21 protein-coding genes are annotated in these 20207 nt (G+C 70.2%); 15 read left to right on the top strand and 6 right to left on the bottom strand.

Annotation, left to right across the window (positions count from 1 at the left end; genetic code table 11):
- The first annotated feature begins 10 nt into the window (after positions 1-10).
- Entirely contained in the window at positions 11-634 is a 624-nt protein-coding gene (locus tag KBO27_RS12485; protein WP_307870372.1) for a GntR family transcriptional regulator, read from the top strand.
- Here the strand turns inward: KBO27_RS12485 and KBO27_RS12480 are convergent.
- Positions 600-1901 carry an MFS transporter gene (locus tag KBO27_RS12480; protein WP_210970144.1) on the bottom strand — a complete coding sequence of 434 codons (1302 nt, stop codon included), beginning with the start codon at positions 1899-1901 and terminating at the stop codon, positions 600-602. The genes KBO27_RS12485 and KBO27_RS12480 overlap by 35 nt on opposite strands.
- A 79-nt stretch (positions 1902-1980) precedes the next feature.
- Here KBO27_RS12480 and KBO27_RS12475 point away from each other — a divergent pair, with 79 nt between their 5' ends.
- From KBO27_RS12475 to KBO27_RS12450, 6 genes are all read left to right on the top strand, one after another.
- Positions 1981-2649 (top strand): DUF2848 domain-containing protein, encoded by a 669-nt coding sequence (locus KBO27_RS12475; protein WP_307870371.1) that lies wholly within the window; start codon positions 1981-1983, stop codon positions 2647-2649.
- Between the two features lie 206 nt (positions 2650-2855).
- Positions 2856-4439 carry an ABC transporter substrate-binding protein gene (locus tag KBO27_RS12470; protein WP_210970143.1) on the top strand — a complete coding sequence of 528 codons (1584 nt, stop codon included), beginning with the start codon at positions 2856-2858 and terminating at the stop codon, positions 4437-4439.
- Positions 4403-5410 (top strand): ABC transporter permease, encoded by a 1008-nt coding sequence (locus KBO27_RS12465; RefSeq protein WP_307870370.1) that lies wholly within the window; start codon positions 4403-4405, stop codon positions 5408-5410. Before KBO27_RS12470 ends, KBO27_RS12465 begins: the two co-directional genes overlap by 37 nt.
- A complete protein-coding gene (locus KBO27_RS12460) occupies positions 5403-6269 on the top strand; it encodes an ABC transporter permease (protein WP_210970142.1) in 867 nt (288 codons plus the stop codon). Before KBO27_RS12465 ends, KBO27_RS12460 begins: the two co-directional genes overlap by 8 nt.
- Positions 6266-7231: an ABC transporter ATP-binding protein gene (locus KBO27_RS12455; protein WP_210970141.1), complete on the top strand. Its 966-nt coding sequence runs from the start codon at positions 6266-6268 to the stop codon at positions 7229-7231. The genes KBO27_RS12460 and KBO27_RS12455 overlap by 4 nt, the downstream gene beginning before the upstream one ends.
- Positions 7225-7884: an ABC transporter ATP-binding protein gene (locus KBO27_RS12450; protein ID WP_210970140.1), complete on the top strand. Its 660-nt coding sequence runs from the start codon at positions 7225-7227 to the stop codon at positions 7882-7884. Before KBO27_RS12455 ends, KBO27_RS12450 begins: the two co-directional genes overlap by 7 nt.
- 15 nt (positions 7885-7899) lie before the next feature.
- Here KBO27_RS12450 and KBO27_RS12445 read toward each other — a convergent pair whose 3' ends face one another.
- The gene (locus KBO27_RS12445) at positions 7900-8058 is read right to left on the bottom strand and encodes a toxin-antitoxin system HicB family antitoxin (protein WP_210970139.1); all 159 of its coding nucleotides are present in this window, start codon (positions 8056-8058) and stop codon (positions 7900-7902) included.
- A gap of 26 nt (positions 8059-8084) precedes the next feature.
- Between KBO27_RS12445 and KBO27_RS12440 the strand changes: the two genes are divergently transcribed.
- Both KBO27_RS12440 and KBO27_RS12435 read left to right on the top strand, forming a co-directional pair.
- Positions 8085-8783 (top strand): zinc ribbon domain-containing protein, encoded by a 699-nt coding sequence (locus tag KBO27_RS12440; protein ID WP_210970138.1) that lies wholly within the window; start codon positions 8085-8087, stop codon positions 8781-8783.
- A 67-nt stretch (positions 8784-8850) separates the two neighbouring features.
- Positions 8851-9009, top strand: a complete 159-nt coding sequence (locus KBO27_RS12435; protein WP_210970137.1) for a hypothetical protein — start codon at positions 8851-8853, stop codon at positions 9007-9009.
- Between the two features lie 246 nt (positions 9010-9255).
- On the opposite strand, the gene KBO27_RS12430 is transcribed toward KBO27_RS12435, so the two are convergent.
- Positions 9256-9930 (bottom strand): YqeB family protein, encoded by a 675-nt coding sequence (locus tag KBO27_RS12430; RefSeq protein ID WP_210970136.1) that lies wholly within the window; start codon positions 9928-9930, stop codon positions 9256-9258.
- A gap of 72 nt (positions 9931-10002) precedes the next feature.
- Positions 10003-11268 (bottom strand): M14 family metallopeptidase, encoded by a 1266-nt coding sequence (locus tag KBO27_RS12425; RefSeq protein WP_210970135.1) that lies wholly within the window; start codon positions 11266-11268, stop codon positions 10003-10005.
- Positions 11269-11731: 463 nt separating this feature from the next.
- Here KBO27_RS12425 and hisD point away from each other — a divergent pair, with 463 nt between their 5' ends.
- The 4 genes from hisD to KBO27_RS34560 all read left to right on the top strand — a co-directional run bounded on the left by hisD (position 11732) and on the right by KBO27_RS34560 (position 15625).
- Positions 11732-13042, top strand: a complete 1311-nt coding sequence (gene hisD, locus KBO27_RS12420) for a histidinol dehydrogenase (protein ID WP_210970134.1) — start codon at positions 11732-11734, stop codon at positions 13040-13042.
- An 84-nt stretch (positions 13043-13126) separates the two neighbouring features.
- On the top strand, positions 13127-14245 hold the full coding sequence (locus KBO27_RS12415; RefSeq protein ID WP_210970133.1) for a histidinol-phosphate transaminase: 1119 nt from the start codon (positions 13127-13129) through the stop codon (positions 14243-14245).
- Positions 14242-14859 carry an imidazoleglycerol-phosphate dehydratase HisB gene (gene hisB, locus KBO27_RS12410; protein ID WP_132675074.1) on the top strand — a complete coding sequence of 206 codons (618 nt, stop codon included), beginning with the start codon at positions 14242-14244 and terminating at the stop codon, positions 14857-14859. Before KBO27_RS12415 ends, hisB begins: the two co-directional genes overlap by 4 nt.
- A gap of 217 nt (positions 14860-15076) precedes the next feature.
- The gene (locus tag KBO27_RS34560; RefSeq protein ID WP_210970132.1) at positions 15077-15625 is read left to right on the top strand and encodes a phospholipase domain-containing protein; all 549 of its coding nucleotides are present in this window, start codon (positions 15077-15079) and stop codon (positions 15623-15625) included.
- Positions 15626-15687: 62 nt separating this feature from the next.
- On the opposite strand, the gene KBO27_RS12400 is transcribed toward KBO27_RS34560, so the two are convergent.
- Positions 15688-17031, bottom strand: a complete 1344-nt coding sequence (locus KBO27_RS12400) for a cation:dicarboxylate symporter family transporter (RefSeq protein WP_210970131.1) — start codon at positions 17029-17031, stop codon at positions 15688-15690.
- A gap of 156 nt (positions 17032-17187) precedes the next feature.
- Here KBO27_RS12400 and KBO27_RS12395 point away from each other — a divergent pair, with 156 nt between their 5' ends.
- Positions 17188-18765: a sensor histidine kinase gene (locus KBO27_RS12395; RefSeq protein WP_210970130.1), complete on the top strand. Its 1578-nt coding sequence runs from the start codon at positions 17188-17190 to the stop codon at positions 18763-18765.
- A complete protein-coding gene (locus tag KBO27_RS12390; RefSeq protein WP_210970129.1) occupies positions 18762-19442 on the top strand; it encodes a response regulator in 681 nt (226 codons plus the stop codon). The genes KBO27_RS12395 and KBO27_RS12390 overlap by 4 nt, the downstream gene beginning before the upstream one ends.
- Before the next feature lie 239 nt (positions 19443-19681).
- On the opposite strand, the gene soxR is transcribed toward KBO27_RS12390, so the two are convergent.
- Positions 19682-20143, bottom strand: coding sequence for a redox-sensitive transcriptional activator SoxR (gene soxR / locus KBO27_RS12385; RefSeq protein WP_210970128.1), 462 nt, complete (start codon positions 20141-20143; stop codon positions 19682-19684).
- Between the last annotated feature and the right edge of the window lie 64 nt (positions 20144-20207).

Raw genomic sequence — 20207 nt, 5'->3', positions numbered from 1 at the left:
AGGGGTCAAAGTGCCGTCCGGACGTGAACTCGCTTACGCCCACCTCAAGGACACCGTCCTGAGCGACCCCAGCATGCAGGGTCAGTTCGTCAACGAACAGGCCCTGGCCGACGAGATCGGCGTGTCGCGCACGCCCATCCGCGAGGCCCTGCTGCTGCTCGCCGCCGAGGAACTGGTCCAGCTGGTGCCCAAGCGCGGCGCCTACATCGCCCCGATCGGCGGCAGGGAGATCGGCGAGCTGTTCGAGATCCGCACGATGATCGAGTGCTACGCCGCCCGCCGCGCCGTCGAGCTCGACGCGGTGCCGGTGGCCGAGATGCGCGCGCAGCTCGACGAGCAGCGCGAGCTCGGCGAGGACCAGGCTCGCGAGTTCATCGACCACGACCACCGGTTCCACTCGGCGCTGGTGGCGGCCGTCGGCAACGAGATGCTGTCCAAGACCTACGACGGGCTGCGCGCCCGGCAGATCCGGGCCGGCGTCGAGGCGCTGTTCCGGTCCGACGGGCGGCGCAAGTCCGTGCTGTCCGAGCACGAGGCGATCTGCTCGGCGCTCGCCGCGGGCGACCCGGAGGCCGCGACCGCGGCGATCACCGAACACCTCAGCGCGACCCGGCGGGTGTTGCAGTCCGGCTGAGCCACAGGCCGATGAGCGTCACCACGCAGGTCGCCGCCAGGTAGCAGGCGGGGGCGACCCAGGTGTCGAAGTAGGCGTACAGCGAGGTGAACAGCAGTGGGGCCAGGGCTCCGCCGATGATCCCGGCGAGCGTGTAGGCCAGCGAGGCGCCGGTGGCGCGCAGCGCCGGGCTGAACTGCTCGGCGATGAACGCGGCCTGCGGCCCGTACATCAGGGCGTGCCAGATCAGGCCGACGATGACGCCGACGATCAGCAGCCCCGCGGATCCGCCTCCGACCAGCGGGAAGAACACGAACGGCCACACCAGGCCGCCGACGGCGCCGACCGCGTAGACGCGGCGGCGGCCGAAGCGGTCCGACAGCGCCCCGGCCAGCGGCATCAGGAACAGCTGGAGCGAGGAGCCGAGCATGACTCCGGTGACCGCCCAGCTCTTGGGCATGTCCAACTGCTGGGTGGCGTAGGTGAGCACGAAGACGGTGAACAGCGCGTAGAGCACGTCCGGGCCGACGCGGGAGAGGATCCCGGCGATCAGCGCGCGCGGTTCCTGCGTGAGGACCTCGCGCACCGGGGCGCCCGCCTGCTCGCCCTTCTGCTGGATCTCCTGGAAGACCGGGGTCTCCTCCAGCTTCACGCGGATCCACAGGCCGAAGATCACCAGCACGGCCGACAGCAGGAACGCGACCCGCCAGCCCCAGGACATGAACTGCTCCGAGGTCAGCCCGGCGGCCAGACCGGCGAGAACACCGTTGGCCAGCAGGTTTCCGGCCGGCGGCCCGATCTGGGCGGCGGAGGCCCAGAACCCGCGGTGCTTCTCGCTGCCGTACTCGCTGGAGAGCAGCACCGCGCCGCCCCACTCGCCGCCGATGCCCACGCCCTGGGCGAATCGCAGCACCACCAGCAACACCGCGCCGAGCGCGCCGACCTGGTCGTGGGTGGGCAGCAGTCCGATGAGGACGGTGGAGATGCCGGTGATCAGCAGCGTGATCACCAGGACCTGCTTGCGGCCGAGCACGTCGCCGAGGCGGCCGAAGACGAATCCGCCCAACGGGCGCGAGACGTAGCCGACGGCGTAGGTGGAGAACGCCAGCAACGTGCCCGACAGCGGGTCGTGGCTGGGGAAGAACAGCTGGCCGAACACCAGCGCCGAGGCGACCGAGTAGGCGGCGAAGTCGTACCACTCCAGGGAGGTGCCGCTCAGGCTCGCCACGAATGCCTTGATCAGGTCCTTGCGCGCCGGTCTTGCGGCGGTCGCGGTCGCGTTCGTCATGGGCTCCCTCGATTTCCAGGTGGACCGGCACAGTGTGATACGAACTGTATACAAGAGGTATGCCAAACGGGAGGGTGTTGTGTTTCCACTTCATTTCGATGTCGGTGGCCGGACGGTCGAGGTCTCGGTGACGACGCTGCTCAACGCCGGGTACGCCGGTCGCAGCCAGGAGGACGTGGCCGTCCACGTCGCGGAACTGGCCGAGCTCGGCGTCCCCGCCCCGACCCGCACGCCCTGCCTGTACCCGGTCGCGCCCTACCTGGCGATGCAGGCCGACGTGGTCCCGGTGCAGCACGGCCGGACGTCCGGCGAGGCCGAGTGGGCGCTGGTGATCACCGAGGACGACGTGCTGCTCACCGCCGCCTGCGACCACACCGACCGCGAGCTGGAGGTCCACGGCGTGGCCTGGAGCAAGCAGGCCGGGCCGGACGTCCTCGGCCGCAAGGCGTGGCGGCTGGCCGACGTCGAGGACCACCTCGACGAGATCGCGCTCACGGCCTGGGCCGGCGGCGAGAAGATCCAGGACGGCACCCTCGCCGACCTGCTCACCCCGCACTACTGGCTGGAAGAGCTCCGCGCCCGAGGTCTCGCCCGGCCCGGCACTGTCCTGATCTCGGGCACCATCCCCATGACCCCCGACGTCGACCAGTTCGCCACCACCTGGCGCGTGGAACTCACCGACCCCCGCACCAACGACACGATCACCTGCACCTACGCGGTGGAGGTCATGCCAGAACCAGTCGCCTGACGACCGCGGGGACCGGTCGCCTCCGGAGCGTTCCCGGCTCGGGGGACGGATTACTCCGGTATTCCGTTCCCCGATTACGGGAGTAATCCGGGTTCTGAATACCGCCGTAATCCGGTTCCCCACCTGCGGTCGGGCGTGTTGGGGGAGGTGGCGAGGAAGATCTCAGGTTATTGAGAATGTGTTGCAATAGCCCTTATGGTGCCTGAGTGCTGAAACGTCGGAGTCTGGTCGTGGGGTTATCGGTCGTCGTGGGGGTCGTGGCCGCCGGGTGCGCTGCGCCTTCGCAACCCGGGGGGTCCGGCGCGATGCTGCTCGCCGACGGGTACGAGCCGGAGAGCTTGAACCCGCTGCTCGGGTACGGAGCCGAGGGAGCGGCGAAGTTCTACGACGGGCTGCTCGCCTTCGACGGTCGCGCGCAGCTCCGGCCCGCCCTGGCGGTGGAGCAGCCGCAGGCCAACGCCGACGCCACCAGCTGGACCGTGAAGCTCCGCGACGGCGTGAAGTTCCACGACGGAACGCCGTTCGACGCCGAGGACGTCGCCACCACCTACCGCGCGGCCATCGACCCCGCCTACGCCTCCACGGTCTCCTCCGACTACGACATGCTCGCCGGAGTCCAGGCCGTCGACCCGCACACCGTGCGCTTCGACCTGAAATTCCCCTACTCCGCCTGGCCTTCCAAGATGGTCCTGGGCATCGTCCCGAACGAAGCGCTGACAACCCCCGCCTCGCAGGAGAACTCGCCGCTCAACACCCGTCCCGTCGGCACCGGCCCGTACCGGCTCGTCGAATGGCGCCAGGGCGACCAGATGACCTGGGCCGCCAACCCCGACTACTGGGGCGGCGCACCGGCCGTGCACGACATCACCGTCGTGTTCGCCAAGGACGACAACACGCGCGCGCAGCGGTTAGCCGCGGGCGAGTTCGACGGCACCGTGCTGCCCCCGGTGCTCGCCGAAGGTGCCGCGCGCGACGGGTTCCGCGTCGTGCACCACGAGACCGCCGACTACCGCAGCATCGCGCTGCCCAACACCCACCCCGTCGCCGGTGACCGCGCCGTGCGCACCGCGCTGAACCTCGCCGTGGACCGCGACGGCATGATCAAGGCGCTGCTCGGCGGGCGCGGAAAGCCCGCCTACGCCCCGATCCCGCCGTCGATGGGCGCTCACCACGAGCCCGCGGCGACCTTCGCCCACGACCCGCAGCAGGCGGGCCGGATCCTCGACGACGCGGGCTGGCGAGTCGGCGCCGACGGCATCCGCGAGCGCAACGGGACCCGCGCGAAGTTCACCGTGATGTACTTCGCCGACGACAGCCTCCGCCGCGACCTGGCAACTGGTTTCGCCTCCGACGCCCGCAAGGTCGGCATCGAGGTCGAGCTCGCCGGGGTGGACCGCTCCGCGGTCGCCGGGAGGCTGGCCACCGACGGCATCGTGCTCGGCGGCGGCAACCCGATGGACCCGGACCCGCAGGTCTACTCCAGCCTGAGCTCCCAGGCGATCGGCACCGGCACCTACAACAACCCCGGCCAATACCGCAACGCCGAGGTGGACGCCGCCCTCGACTCCGCCCGCCGCGAGCTGGACCCGGCCAAGCGCGCCGAGCTCTACCGGCAGGCCCAGCGCGCCTACGTCGCCGACCCCGGCCTGGTCTACCTGGCGTTCATCGACCACAGCTACGTGCTGCGCGACGGCGGTTTCACCGGCTACCAGCCGCCCGTCGAGCCGCACACCCACGGCACCACCTGGGGTCCGTGGTGGAACGTCGAGACCTGGAAGCCCAGCGCATGACCCGGGCGATCTCGCGCTTGGTGCTGCGGCGCCTGGCGTTCGCCGTCCCGGTGCTGGTGATCGTCGCGCTCGGCGTGTTCCTGCTGGCCTCGGCCTCGCCGTTCGACCCGATCGATCAGTACTTCGGGGTGCGGCTGTTCACCGCCTCGGCCGCCGACGTGGCCCGGGTGCGCGCCGAGCTCGGCCTCGACCGGCCCGTGCTGGAGCAGTTCTGGCAGTGGTTCGGCGGTGTGCTCACCGGTGACCTCGGGATCTCCCGGTCGCTGCGCCAGCCCGTCGCTCAGGTCGTCGCCGAACGGCTGCCCTGGACCGCGCTGCTCGCGGCCACCGGACTCGTCCTGGCGGTGCTGTTCGCACTGGTCGGCGGCACGATCGCCGCGTGGCGGCAGGGCGGCGTCGTGGACCGGCTGATCACCGCCGTCGGGCACGCGCTGGAGGGCGTCCCGCCGTTCGTGCTCGCGCTGCTGTCCATCGCGGTGTTCTCGCTCGGCCTGGGCTGGCTGCCGGTGGCGGGCCTGACCGATGCCGGGGAGGACGTCTCCTTCGCGCAGGTCGCCGAACACCTCGCGCTGCCCGCGCTCGTGCTCGGCGTGTCCCAGACCCCGTGGCTCGTGCTGCACGTCCGGCAGTCGATGCTGGGCTCGCTGGCCGAGGACCACGTCACCGGAGCTCGCGCGCGCGGCCTGGCCGAGCGGGTCGTGGTGCTGCGCCACGCCCTGCCCACCGCGCTGCTGCCGTTCGTGACGCTCATCGGCGCCCGCATCCCGGAGCTGGTCACCGGAACGGTGCTGGTGGAGGAGGTCTTCTCCTGGCCGGGCCTGGCGGGTGCGGTGGTCACCGCCGCCACGGCCGTGGACTACCCGCTGCTGGCGATGGTGACCCTGGTGGCCACGGCGGCGGTGCTGCTGGGCTCGCTGCTGGCCGACGTCGCCGCGATCCTGCTCGACCCGAGGGTGGCCGCGGATGGCTGAGCTGACCTGGAAACCGGCCGGCCGCGCGGGGATCTCCCGTGCGCGCCCGCACACCCGCCTGCGCGCGTCGCTGGCGGCCCTGGTGCTGCTGGTGCTCGGCGCGGTGTTCGTGCCGATGCTGCTGGGCGGTCAGGCCGTGAGCTACGACGAGATCCGCCTCGCGCCCGGTCTCGCGCACCCCTTCGGCACCGACTCCAACGGCCGCGACCTGTTCGTGCAGTCGATGGCGGGACTGCGGGTGTCGTTGCTGGTCGCCGCGTTCAGCGCCCTGGTGTCCACAGTGCTCGGTTCGCTGGTGGGCGTGGTGGCCGGAGGCCTCGGCGGCTGGGCCGACCGGCTGCTGATGCGGCTCGTCGACACCGTCAACTCGGTGCCGCACCTGCTGCTCGGCGTGGTCATCGTCGCGCTGTACCGGGGGAGCCTGGTCGCGGTGATCTGCTCGATCGCCCTGACGCACTGGACGACGGTCGCGCGCGTCGTGCGCTCCGAAGTCCTGTCGCTGCGGCAACGCCCGCACGTCGAGGCCGCCATCGCCGGTGGTTCGTCGCGCACGCGCGTGCTGCGCAGGCACCTGCTGCCGGCGATCGTGCCGCAGGCCGCGCTGTCGGCGGTGCTGCTCGTGCCGCACGCCGTGTGGCACGAGACCGCGCTGAGCTTCCTCGGGCTGGGACTGCCGCCGCACCTGGCCAGCATCGGCAACATCCTCGGCGACGGTCGCGACGCCGTGCTGCTCGGCGCCTGGTGGATCGTGCTGTTCCCGTCGGGCCTGCTGGTGGCCACGACGCTGGCGGTGTCCGGGCTGGCCGCGACGTGGCGCGACCGGATCGTGCCGCGACGACGATCGGAGCTGTCGCTGTGACCGATGTCGAAGCACCCGAGACGACGGACCTCCTGACGCTGCAACAGCTCTCGGTCCGCTTCCGGCTGCCGCGCGGTGTGCTGGTGCGCGCCGTCAGCGACGCCGCGCTGCGGCTGCGTCCCGGACGCGTGCTGGCTCTGGTCGGCGAATCCGGTTGTGGCAAGTCCGTTCTCGCGTCCGCGCTGCTGGGTCTGCTGCCCGGCAACGCCGAAACCCGCGGCCAGGCGCTGCTCGACGACGGAACCGACCTGCTCTCGGCGCCGGAACCGGTGCTGGCAGGGCGGATTCGCGGTCGTCGCATCGGGCTCGTACCGCAGTCGGCGAGCACCCACCTGACCCCGGTGCGCACGGCCCGCGCGCAGCTCGTCGAGACCGTCGACGCCCTGCGCGGCCCCAGCGGTGCCGACGACCTCGCGCGCCGAGTCGGGCTCGACCCGGCCGATCTGGACCGCTACCCGCACGAGCTGTCCGGTGGCATGGCGCAACGCGTCGCGCTCGCGCTGGCGCTGGCGGGGGACCCGCGGATCATCCTCGCCGACGAACCGACCACCGGCCTGGACCGGCCCCTGGTGCACCGCACCGTCGACCTGCTCGCCGACGCCGCCACCGACGGTCGCGCGGTCCTGCTGATCACCCACGACCTCGCCGCCGCCCGCAGGGTGGCCACCGACGTGGCCGTGATGTACGCCAGCCGCATCGTCGAAGCCGGGCCCGCCGACGAGGTGCTGGGCGATCCCTGGCACCCGTACACCGCCGGTCTGCTGGCAGCCCTGCCGGAGGGCGGGTTCGAACCGGTCCCCGGCCACCCGCCGTCGCTGACCGAACTCGACCGCATCGAAGGGGAGTGGGGCTGCGTGTACTGCCAACGCCGTCCGGACCAGCCCGGATTCGCGCCCTGCACGGGAGATCCGAAACTTCTCGCCCGGGGCGAGCGGTGGATCGCCGCTCACGCGCCGTGCTGAGCGCCAGCGACGTCGTCGTCGGCTACCGGCGCGGCGAACCGGTCCTCGACGGCGCGAGCATCGACGTCTCCGCGGGTGAAGTGCTCGGTCTCGCCGGTCCCAGCGGTTCGGGCAAGTCGACGCTGGGGCGCGTTCTGGCGCTGCTGCACCGGCCTTGGTCCGGACGGGTGTCCCTCGATGGCGGCGACATCAGCGGCTTTCGGCACCGCACACCCCCGGAAACGCGAAAGGCGATCGGAATCGTCTTCCAGCACCCGAGGCCCGCCGTCGACCCGCGCTTCACGCTCCGGGACATCATCGCCGAACCGCTGCTCGCGCGCGGGGAAGCCGACGACATCGCCGAACTGGCCGACGAAGTCGGGATCACCGCCGAACTGCTCACCCGCCGCCCGCACGAGGTCAGCGACGGCCAGCTGCAACGCGCCTGCCTGGCCCGCGCCCTCGCCCCGCACCCCCGCTACCTGGTGTGCGACGAGATGACCGCCATGCTCGACGCCTCCACCACCGCCGCCCTCGTGCGCGTCGTCGACCGCCGAACACGCGAGAACGGCACCGGAGTCCTCGCCATCAGCCACGACGAGGCCCTCCTCGACCGCTGGGCGCACCGCGTGGTTCACGTTTCCGACGTAGTGCTGCGGGTACCGCGTGCTTGATGGTGGGGGAACGCGTCAGTTTCGCGCTTCGCGTGCCCAGCGGTAGACCTCTTCGCCGGGCGCGGCGTTCGCGGCGGCGAGTAGGTACAGAAGGTGTGCGTTGAGCGAGCGCCCCTCTGCCGTGGCGGCTTCGGCGAGTTGATGATGGAGGTCTTCGGGAACACGCAAGGTCAAGCGGATCATGGTGGTACGTCAACACCATGACGACACCACAGGTGGCAGCCGGAAAGGTCCGGTACCTGTATCGCCTGCGTGTGTCGAAAACCGCTGAGCATCGACTTCGCGCCCAGTACGGCGAGAAAGCTCTGAAGGGGCTTGCGCACTACCAGCGCCAGATGGCGCGACGACATCACCCGAAGAGCAAGAAGCAGACCAATGGTTACCGGAAGGCTCAACGCCTGGCGGCCAAGAAGTGCAAGAAGGTGGCACGTCAGCGTCAGGACACGGCGCGCAAGTGGGCGAAGAAGGTCGTGACCGGCCACGACGGCATCGCGGTGGAGGACTTCAAGCCGAAGTTCCTCACCAGGACCACCATGGCCCGCAAGGCCGCTGATGCCGCGATCGGCGCGACCAAAGAGGCATTGATCGAGCAGGCCCGTAAGCACTGCCGTGACTTGCGGCTGGTGGACCCGAAGAACACGACGATGGACCGCGGTAAGTGCCATGCGAGAGCCAAACATCGCTTGCCGCTTTCAGAACGCACGTATACCTGCACCGCATGCGGGCACGTGTCCCCGAGGGACAAGAACTCCGCGCTCGTCATGGTGCACCGGGCTGGTTTCGACCCGGTTGATGCAGACGGCAGAAGACCCGGCTCACGCCCTGCGTGGCCGGGCAGCCTGAGTCAGAAATCCCCCAGCATCACGCGGGGGAGGATTCAAGTTTCCGAGTTGATATGAGATTGTGGCGCAGTGCGGTACTCGGGGAGCCGCTTCGAAGATGTACGAACGACTCTCAGGAGCTGAAGTGAGCGAGCAAGAAGGCACCACGTTCGTCCAGTGGCGGGAGCGCGCGCAGAACGAGGTCGCCGACGACCGCCCCCAGATGCGCATGCTCATGATCGTGGCCGCGGCTGTAGTGGTAGCAGGCATCGTCATCGGCTCGATCGTGCTGATGCTTTCCTGATTTCTTCGAACTTCTCAGTGGTCTTGTTGCTGGGCGGTGCGGGTAGCGGAACCTCAGACGTCCTCTGGCTCCGGGATCCGAGACTGATGTATGTCCACTACACGGCGCTACGGCTGTCCTCCCCGGAGAACGTCTGAGAACCCGCGGCGGTGCCGGTTGCTTGGGTGGGGTACTGAGAAAGCGACTTCGTCGCTTGCCTGACGTGGTCTGGCGTCTTGCCTGACTTACCTGGTTTTTGGGTGCTTCTCAGTCGGTGTGGCGCCAGTACTGCTTGCGGTGGCCGTCTCTGAGGACGATTCCTTGCTCTGCCAGTTGGGTTCGCAGCAGCGCGGCCTCCTTGTGGTCGCGCCTGCGCAACGCTCGGTCGCGCTCGGTCATCAGCGCGTTCACCCGCAGCGAGAGCTGTTCGGTGTCCCCCGTCCAGAGCACGTACCGGCCCGCGTAGGGATCGGAATCCCGCCAGGCGTAGCCGTGCTCGCGGAACGCGTCGCGCAGCGCCAGCCGGTCCAGCCCCGACTTGCGGCGGGCCAGCTCGGCGCCCGTGCCGTCCAGCAGCACCAGGTGCCCGCGCTCGGTGAACACCGCGTCCACCTCGGCGGCGGCGATCTCGTGCGCGTTGCGTCCGGTCGCGAGCACCACCCGCTCAGGCCCGACCGTCACCGTCAGCCGCTCCTGAGCGAACAGCCCCGCGAATCCCAGGCCGATGATCGCGCCCAGGGCGATCGCCACCAGCATCCCCCACGGATCCGCCCCGGAAGCCGCCAGCTCGAACACGCCCTGGAACGGCGCCCACGGCAGGCCCGCCACCCACGCGGCGACGATCCGCAGCAGGAACCCCGCCACCGCGCCGAGCAGCGGGCAGTAGATCCACGAACCCCGGCGCACCAGCGCGGGCGGATGAATCGTCGTCGCGGTGCTCATGGGCTCATTATCGCGAGAGAAAGGGCCCGGGGTGCGCACACCCCGGGCCCTCCCGATCCCCTCCTGGACGGGTCAGGCGCCCGCCTCGCGCAGCAGGATGTCCACTGCGGCGTCGTTGCGGGCGGTCTCCCGCTCGATCACGTCGCCCGGCGGGTAGAAGCCGTCGAGACCACCGCTGCTCGACGGGTACATCTCGAAGGTGAACGCCAGGATCTTGTGCTGGCCCCACATCCAGTCCAGGCTGTCGCCGTCGGTGACGTACAGGTCGCTGGACTGCTGCGGCGTGTAGCCGTTAGTCTGCGCCATCTCGGTGCCGACCTTGGCGAACCGGTCGTACTCCTGCTGGGTCATGCCCTCGGTGACGTCGTCCGAGGTGTGGCCGAAGGGCCACAGGACCAGCTCGGAATAGGTGTGGAAGTCCACCGCGGCCTTGATCTGCTGGGTGCCGCCCACCACGCGCGAGTCGATGAAGTCGCGCATCGCCGCCGTCTCCGGCGCGGACCACGCCGCGGTGCCCCGGTAGGTCTCGTCGGCCGGGTCATCGCTGGAACCACCGCAGCAGCCCCACTTGTGGCCCCAGTTGCGGTTGGTGTCGGTGCCCTGGTCCTGGCGGTTCTTGCGCCATCCCTGGTACTCGCCCGACTCCACGTCGAACGACGAACCGTCCGGGTTGACCGACGGGATGATCCAGATCTCCCGGTTGTCGACCGAGTCCTTCACGGCCGGGTCCGCGTAGTTGTCGGTGAACCGCTGGGCGACGTGCAGGCACATCTCCGTGGTCAGGTGCTCACGGGCGTGCTGGTTGCAGTCGAAGAGGACCTCCGGCTCGTCCTCGTCGGTCGCCACGTTGTCGCTGACCTTGAGCACCGGGATGTCGCGGCCCTCGAACGACTTGCCCGCGCTGACCTTCGCCGCGATGTCCGGGTGGTCGGCCACGGTCTTGTCGAGCTCGGCGACCATCTCGTCGTAGTTGTGGTACGCCTCGTCGCCGGGCGGGAAATCGCCCGGAGCCTTCGGCTGCACGCCGTTGCGGCGCTGCAGCGCGTCGGCGACCTTCGTCTGCTCGGTCAGCTGGAAGCCGCGAGCGCGCAGCTGCTCGGCCTCCGCCGCCGTCGCCTCCACGCTGGCGACCCGGTCCTTGGTGACGCCCAGGACCTCCGCGCCGCTGCGGTTGATCTCCGTGCGGGATGCGCTGTCGGTGTTGGGGACCGTGTAGATCGCACGGTCCTGTGCGGACGCACCGGTCGGTTCTGCGGCCAGGCCAGCCTGAACCGGTGCCAGCAGGACCAGACCGGCGGCCGCGGCCACCAGTGCTGCCTTGCGCCGGGAACTGAACATCGGATCTCCGATCGATCACTGGAGGTGACGTTCGAAGAGTCCAAGAGGTTTCTGAGGATGGCAACTCTCTGGCGAACTATGGCCTCAGTTGAACAATTTTCCCCGTTTTCGCTTTGCGGTGATCAACTGCTCAAGGGTCATCTTGCTGGGCGGTGCCAGAAGCGGAACCTGAGCGACTCTCTGGCTCCGGGATCCGAGACTGATGTATGCCAATACACGGCGCTACGGCTGTCGTCCCCAGAGAGCCGCTCAAAACCCGCGGCGGTGCTGGTTGGTCTGGTGGGGCACTGAGGAAGCGCCTTCGTCGCTTGCCTGACGTGGGCTGGGTTTGGCTTGTGTCTCGCCTCGCCTCGCCTCGCCTGGTCTTGGTCGTGCTCTGTGACCCTGGGCTGGGTTCGCGGACGGGTGGGGTGGACTGCGATTACCCTGGTAGGTGTAGTCCCGAGGTGTTGGAAGGATGCTCATGCTCACCCGTACCGACCTGCGCGGTCGTGTTCCGTCCACCGCTACGCTGCGCGCCACGCTGCCGCGCGCCGAGATGGACGTCGAGCACGTGCTGCATCGGGTCCGTCCGGTGATCGAGGACATCCGCGACCGCGGCGTCGACGCCGTGCTCGACTACACCGACAAGTTCGACGGAGTTCGCCCTGAACGGGTGAGGGTGCCCGCGGCGGAGCTCAGCCGCGCGCTCGACGAGCTCGACCCGGCCGTGCGCTCCGCGCTGGAGGAGTCCATCGCCCGCGCTCGCCGCGTGCACGCCGACCAGCAGCGCACCGACAGCACCACCCAGGTCGTGCCCGGCGGCACGGTCACCGAGCGCTGGGTGCCGGTCGAGCGCGTCGGCCTCTACGCGCCGGGCGGCCTCGCGGTCTACCCGTCGAGCGTCGTCATGAACGTCGTCCCGGCCCAGACGGCCGGCGTCGAATCGCTGGTGGTGTGCAGCCCGCCGCAGGCCGAGTTCGGGGGCCTGCCGCACCCGACGATCCTGGCCGCCGCGCAGCTGCTGGGCGTCGAGGAGGTGTGGGCGGTCGGCGGTGCGCAGGCCGTCGCGCTGCTGGCCTACGGCGGCCGCGACACCGACGACGGCGAGCTGCTGCCCGCCGACATGGTCACCGGCCCCGGCAACGTCTACGTCACCGCCGCCAAGCGCCACCTGCGCAGCCTCATCGGCATCGACTCGGAGGCCGGTCCCACCGAGATCGCGGTGCTGGCCGACGGCACCGCCGACGCGGTGCACGTGGCCGCCGACCTGATCAGCCAGGCCGAGCACGACACGCTGGCCGCCAGCGTGCTGGTCACGACCTCGCCGGAGCTGGCCGACGCCGTCGACGCCGAGCTGGAGCGCCAGGTCGGCCGGACCAAGCACGTCGAGCGCATCCGCACGGCCCTGACCGGGCAGCAGTCCGGCTGCATCCTGGTCTCGGACCTCGACGACGGCGTCCGGGTGGTCAACGCTTACGCCGCCGAGCACCTGGAGATCCAGACCGCCGACGCCGACGCGGTCGCCGCGCGGGTGCGCAACGCGGGCGCGATCTTCGTCGGCCCGTACGCGCCGGTCTCGCTCGGCGACTACTGCGCCGGCTCCAACCACGTGCTGCCCACCGGTGGCTGCGCCCGGCACTCCTCGGGCCTGAGCGTGCAGAGCTTCCTGCGCGGCATCCACGTCATCTCCTACACCGAGCAGGCGCTCCGCGACGTCGCGGACCAGGTCGTCGCACTCGCCGACGCCGAGGACCTGCCCGCCCACGGCCAAGCCGTGACCGCCCGCTTCTAGAGACGATGCCGACCTCGGCCGCCGCAACGGTGCAGGTGAGAACCTCCGCTGGCCGAGGTGGCGACATGACGACGAAGGACACCCATGAGTGACGTGCTCGGCGCCGACACGACGATGGCCGACCTGCCGCTGCGGGACGACCTGCGCGGTCGCAGCCCCTACGGCGCGCCGCAGCTGGACGTCTCGGTCCGGCTGAACACCAACGAGAACCCCTACCCGCCGCCGCCGGAACTCGTCGCCGACGTCACCGCGGCGGTCCGGGAAGCGGCCGCTGACCTGCACCGGTACCCGGACCGCGACGCCAGGCAGCTGCGCGCCGACCTCGCCGCCTACCTGTCCACCGCGACCGGTGTCGGGCTCGCGATGGACAACGTCTGGGCCGCCAACGGCTCCAACGAGGTCCTCCAGCAGATCCTGCAGGCGTTCGGAGGCCCGGGGCGCAGCGCGCTGGGCTTCGAGCCCTCGTACTCGATGCACCCGATCCTGTCCGCGGGCACCCGCACCGACTGGCTGCCCGCGCCGCGCCGCGCGGACTTCAGCCTCGACGGTGCCGAAGCGGCCCGCCTGGTCGCCGAGAAGCAGCCCGACGTGGTGTTCGTGACCAGCCCGAACAACCCCACCGGCGCGTCGATCTCGCCGGAGGACCTGGTGGCCGTCCTCGACGCCGCGCCCGGCGTGGTCGTGGTCGACGAGGCCTACGCCGAGTTCTCCGCGCAGCCCAGCGCGGTCGAGCTGATCGAGCGCTACCCGGCGAAGGTCATCGTCAGCCGCACCATGAGCAAGGCCTTCGCCTTCGCGGGCGGACGGCTGGGCTACCTGGCCGCGGCCCCGGCCATGATCGAGGCGTTGCTGCTGGTCAGGCTGCCGTACCACCTCTCGGCGGTCACCCAGGCCGCCGCCCGCGCCGCGCTGCGGCACGCCGACGCCACGCTGGGTTCGGTGCGCGCGCTGATCGACGAGCGCGAGCGGGTCGTGGTGTCGCTGCGGGAACTCGGGTTCACCCCGGCCCCCAGCGACGCCAACTTCGTGCTGTTCGGGCGCTTCACCGACGCGCACCGCGCCTGGGAGCGCTACCTGGACTCCGACGTGCTGATCCGCGACGTCGGCATCCCCGGCCACCTGCGGGTCACCATCGGCACGCCCGCCGAGAACGACGCGTTCCTGGCGGCGAGCAAGGCAGTCATTGAGGAGATCGAACGGTGAGTTTTCAGCCAGGCACGCGGGTCGGTCGCGTCGAGCGCACCACCAAGGAGTCGTCGGTGGTGGTCGAGCTCGACCTCGACGGCACCGGGCAGGTCGACATCGACACCACGGTCCCGTTCTACGACCACATGCTCACCGCGCTGGGCACGCACGCCGCGTTCGACCTCAAGGTCAAGTCCACCGGCGACATCCACATCGACGCCCACCACACCGTCGAGGACACCGCGATCGTGCTCGGCCAGGCGCTGCGCCAGGCGCTGGGCGACAAGAAGGGCATCCGCCGCTTCGGCGACGCCTGGATCCCGATGGACGAGACCCTCGCGCACGCCGCCGTGGACGTCTCCGGCCGCTCCTACTGCGTGATGACCGGTGAGCCGGAGGAGTACAACTCCTTCACCATCGGCGGGAACTACCCGTTCGTGCTCAACCGGCACGTGTTCGAGTCGCTGGCCTTCCACTCCCAGATCAACCTGCACACCAGGGTGATCCACGGCCGCGACCCGCACCACATCGCCGAGGCCGAGTACAAGGCCATCGCCCGCGCCCTGCGCGCAGCCGTGGAACCCGACCCCCGCTTCGCCGGGGTCGTCCCCTCCACCAAGGGCGCCCTGTAAGGACCCCCGTCACTCGGACGGGGCACCTTGTCGAATTTCGCGCGAAATTCGAGTCCGATCTGTGGGTGTCGAATTTCGCGCGAAATTCGAGTGCGCGGCAGCATCACCGCAGCGTCACCGCTGGTCGTCGCGTCGTGGCGGAGGGTCATGTCGCTTCGCCGGAGGGCTTGGTTCACCTGTCGGACACCGGGAGGTCTCCTGGTCGTGTCCTGGCGGGGTGACGATCGGGCGTGTGCGCAATTCCTCCGAGACCCCGGTGACCGGGCGGCTCGCCGTCGCGACGGTTCAGCCGCAGGTCGGCGGGGTCGTGGTCGGTGAGACCGTCTCGTTGCGCCTGGGCTGCGTGGGCTCCGGCTTCGCGCGCTTCGCGATCCGCACCGGCGAGGGCGAGGCGCACCACGTGGACGTGCTCGGCGAGAAGTTCGTGCCGGTCCCGGTCGCCGTGCACTACCACTGCACGATCGAGGGCCCCGGGGACCTCCGGATGGAGCTCAGCGGTTCCCGGGACGGCCGTGCCGCGGCGATCGACGTCCAGGCCCGCCACACCGACCCAGGCCTCAGGCTCGAACTGCGCAACAACGGCCCGCACGAGCTCGCGCTCGACCTGCGCGCCCTCGCCCACGCCGAGCACGAGAAGCACGTCCTGGTCGCCGCCGGCGGAGCCCTGCCCGTGTTCTGGCCCGCTCCGCAGGGCCGCTACGACCTCGCGGTCACCGCTGCGGAGGACGAGACCTTCCACCGCAGGATCGTCGGCAGGGCCGAGTAACCCCCTCGGGAAACGCGAAACCGCCCCTCGCGCTGGGCGAAGGGCGGTTCCGGGCGATCAGATCAGACCTTCTCGGGGTTCTTCTCCTCGGTCACGCCACCGTCGTCGACGAACGTCTGCTCGTTGAACGGCGAGTCGCCGGCGAAGACCTGCTGCATCTGGGTGCGGTCGAGCTCCTTGGTCCACGAGCCGATGAGGACCGTGGCCACCGCGTTGCCCGCGAAGTTGGTCAGCGCGCGGGCCTCCGACATGAAGCGGTCGATGCCCACGATCAGGCCGACGCCGTCGAGCAGCTCCGGGCGGTGCGATTGCAGGCCGCCGGCCAGGGTGGCCAGGCCGGCGCCGCTGACGCCCGCCGCGCCCTTCGACGCGACCATCATGAACAGCAGCAGACCGACCTGCTCGCCGATCGACAGCGGGTCGCCCAGGGCGCTGGCGATGAACAGCGACGACATCGTCAGGTAGATCATCGTGCCGTCGAGGTTGAACGAGTAGCCGGTGGGAACCGTGATGCCCACGACCGGCTTGCTCACGCCCAGGTGCTCCATCTTCGCGATCAGCCGCGGCAGCGCCGCCTCCGACGACGAGGTCGACACGATCAGCAGGAACTCGCGGCCCAGGTAGCGCAGCAGCGAGAAGATGTTGACCCGCGCGAACAGCCACAGCACCGCGCCCAGCACGACGAAGATGAACAGCACGCACGTCGTGTAGAAGCCGAGCATGATCACCGCGAGGCCCTTGAGCGCGTCCACGCCGGTAGCGCCGACCACGGCCGCGATGGCGCCGAACGCGCCGATCGGGGCGGCCCACATGACCATCGCCAGGATCTTGAACACCAGGCGCTGGACGTGCTCGATGCCGCGGAGGATCGGCTGACCCTTCTCGCCCATGCTCTGCAGCGCGAAACCGGCGAGCAGCGCCACCAGCAGCGTCTGCAGCACCTCGCCCTCGGTCAGGGCGGACACCAGCGTCTGCGGGATGATCCCGAGCAGGAACTCGGTGGTGCTCTGCGCTTCCTCACCGGCCTGCTCGGCGCCCGAGCCGCGCAGCTCGTCGGTGATCTGCAGCCCCTCGCCCGGGTGCAGCACGTTGCCGACGACCAGGCCGATGACCAGCGCGACCACCGACATGATCAGGAAGTAGGCCAGCGCCAGACCGCCGACCCGGCCGACCTTGGCGGCCTTGCGGACGCTGCCGACGCCGAGCACGATCGTGCAGAAGATGATCGGCGAGATCATCATCTTGATCACGTTCACGAACCCGGTGCCCAACGGCTTGAGCGCCTTGCCGACATCGGGGGCTGCGAAGCCGACGAGAATGCCCGCCAGCACGGCGATGATCACCGCGATGTAGAGGTAGTGCGTTCTGTCCCGACGTTTCGTCGGCGCAGCATCATTGCTAGCCACTGTTGAACTCCTTGCGGGGCCGGTGTCTCCGGGTCACATACGATTCACCGTGCGTGTCCCAGGTCACGGGAAGATCTGGACGGAGACTATGCGAGCTTTGTATCGACCCCGTCTCGCTTCTGTTCATTGTGTTCACATCGTCGACATGAGTAAGTGATGTCCAGATATCGGAACCGGTTCGCCCCGCGGTGGAGCCTGGCGCGTCAGCTGTTCGTGCTCCAGATCTTCGTCGTGGCCTTCGTCGTGCTCGCCGGAGCGGCTCTGGCCTGGTACGACGCCGGGCGCCGCACCGAGGACGCCGCGCGGGACAAGGTCGTGGCCGTGGCGCGCACGCTGGCGGCTCAACCCGCCGTCGCCGACGCCCTGGTCGCGCCGGACCCGACCGCGAGCCTGCAGCCGCTGGCCGAGCGGGTCAGGGCCGAAGCGGGGGTCGACTTCATCACGATCATGTCCCCGCAGGGCATCCGCCACACCCACCCCGATCCGTCGCGCATCGGCAAGCCGTTCCGCGGCAACATCGACCCCGAGCGGACCCTCGTCGAGACCTACACCGGAACGCTGGGCCCGTCGGTGCGCGCGGTCGTGCCGGTGCACCGGGGTTCTCAGCTGGTGGGATTGGTGGCCGACGGCATCAGCGTGCGCGTGATCACCGCGGAGCTGAGCAGGCAGGTGAGCGTGCTGGTGCTCGTCGCGGGCGGCGCGCTGCTGCTCGGCGGGGCTCTGACCTACCTGGTCAACGCGCGGATCCGGCGGCACACCCACGGCATGCGCCCGGCGGAGCTGTCGCGGATGTACGAGTACCACGACGCGATCCTGCACGCGGTGCGCGAAGGCCTGCTGCTGGTGGCGCCGGACGGGCGCGTGACGTTGTGCAACGATGGTGCCGCTGTGCTGCTCTCGCTGGATTCCGCCGAGGTCGAAGGTGAGCAGGTGTCCGAGCTGGACCTGCCACCGTCCCTTGTGGACGCGCTCGGTCGCCGCGCGGTCCGCGACGAGGTGCACCTGACCGACGACCGGGTGCTGCTGGTCAACGTCTCCGCGGTGCGCAGCGGCGATCGCGACCTGGGCAGCGTCGTCACGCTGCGGGACCACACCGAGCTGCAGGCGCTCAGCGGTGAGCTCGACTCGATGCGCGGCTTCGCCGAATCGCTGCGCTCCCAGGCCCACGAGTCCGCGAACCGGCTGCACACCGTCGTCTCGCTGATCGAGCTCGGCCGCACCGAGGAGGCCGTCGGGTTCGCCACCGCCGAGCTGGACCTCGCGCAGCGGCTCACCGACCAGGTCGTCGGCTCCGTCGGCGAACCGGTGCTGGCCGCGTTGCTGCTGGGCAAGAGCGCGGAGGCGGGGGAGCGGGGCGTCGAGGTCGTGCTCAGCGAGGACACCGAGGTCGACGACGCCGCGCTGGAGCACCTCGACTCCCGAGACCTGGTGACCATCCTCGGGAACCTGATCGACAACGCCGTGGAGGCCGTGGCGGACCGGCCGGGCCCGCGCGTCGAGGTGACCATACGATCCACATCGGACGGACTGCTGATCCGCGTCGCCGACAACGGGCCCGGTGTCCCCGCCGACACCTCCGAGCTTTTCCGCCGCGGCTGGTCGACGAAGTCCGGCGACCGCGGCCTCGGGCTGGCGCTGGTCGGGCAGAGCGTGCGGCGGCACGGCGGCACCGTCGACGTCGGCGGCGACGACGGTGCGGTGTTCACCGTCCGGCTCCCGGGGGCGTCGCGGTGATCTCGGTTCTGGTGGTCGAGGACGACCCGGTGGCGGGCGAGGCGCACGAGGCGTACGTCAACCGCGTCGAGGGCTTCGCCGTGGCCGGGCGCGTCCGCACCGGTCAGGCCGCGCTGCGGTTCGTCGAGCACACCTCGGTGGACCTGGTGCTGCTGGACCTGCGGCTGCCGGACATGGACGGGCTCCAGGTGGCTCGCGCGCTGCGCACCGCCGGACTGCCCATCGACGTCATCGCGGTGACCTCGGCGCGGGACCTGAAGGTGGTGCGCGCGGCGGTGTCCAGCGGCGTCGTGCAGTACCTGCTCAAGCCGTTCACCTTCGCCGCCATGCGCGAGAAGCTGGAGCACTACGCCCGGTTCCGCGCCACCCTCGGCCAGGACCGCGAGGTCCAGGGCCAGGCCGAGATCGACCGCGCCTTCTCCACGCTGCGGGGAGTGGATCGAGCGGCCCTGCCCAAGGGCATGGGCGAGGAAACCCTCGCCGCGGTCGTCACCGCCCTCCGCGCGATGCCCTCCGGCGGCTCCGCGGGCGCCGTGGGCGAGGCCGCCGGCGTCTCCCGGGTCACCGCCCGCCGCTACCTCGAATACCTCTCCGGCACGGGCATGGTCGAACGCCTCCCCACCTACGGCGCGGTCGGCCGCCCGGAGATGACCTACACCTGGATCGGCGAATCCTGACCCACCCCACGGCTTCCGGCCCCACACCAAGATCCGCCGTCAGCAAAACCCTCACCCGCGAACCCCGCAGTCCCGCACGGGACATCCGATTACCGCCGCGATCAGAGGACGGAATACCGCCGTAATCGGGTTCCGGATTACTGCGGTATTCGTGAACCCCCAGGCGGGAGTCCTCCCGCGCCGTGGTGGGCACCTGATTACCGCCGTGATCGGGGGACGGATTGCGGCGGTCATCAGGGTCATCCCGAGTGGTCGGTCTTGGGGCGGAGGAGGGGAGCTCCTGGGCCGTTCTCGGCTTGGCGGTCGTCGGGGTTGTTGAGGATGCAGGTGCGCAGCGAGAGGCAGCCGCAGCCGATGCAGCCGGTGAGGTTGTCGCGCAGGCGTTGGAGGCCGTCGATGCGAGCGTCGAGCTCGTCGCGCCAGCGGCGGGACAGCCGCGCCCAGTCGGTCTTGGTCGGGGCGTGGTCGTCGGGGAGCGTGGCGAGGGCCTCGGAGATCTGCTCCAAGCTGAGGCCGACCCGTTGCGCGGCGCGGATGAACGCCAGCCGGCGCAGCACGGCCCGCTGGTAGCGGCGCTGGTTCCCGGTGGTGCGGGTGGAGCTGATCAGGCCGCGTTCCTCGTAGAAGCGCAGCGCGGTCTGGGCGACTCCGCTGCGGTGCGCGACCTCCCCGATGGTCAGCAGGGCGGGTAGTTTCGTCACGCTGGCCAGGTTAGCCCAAAACCTCCATGTTGGTGGAGCTATTCCACCCTTGACTTCGACTTAA

It is taken from the genome of Saccharopolyspora endophytica (genome assembly GCF_018070075.1).
GTDB classification, from domain to species: domain Bacteria; phylum Actinomycetota; class Actinomycetes; order Mycobacteriales; family Pseudonocardiaceae; genus Saccharopolyspora; species Saccharopolyspora endophytica.
The sequence above is the reverse complement of the archived record's forward strand: the minus strand, read 5'-3'. Positions and strand labels throughout refer to the sequence as shown.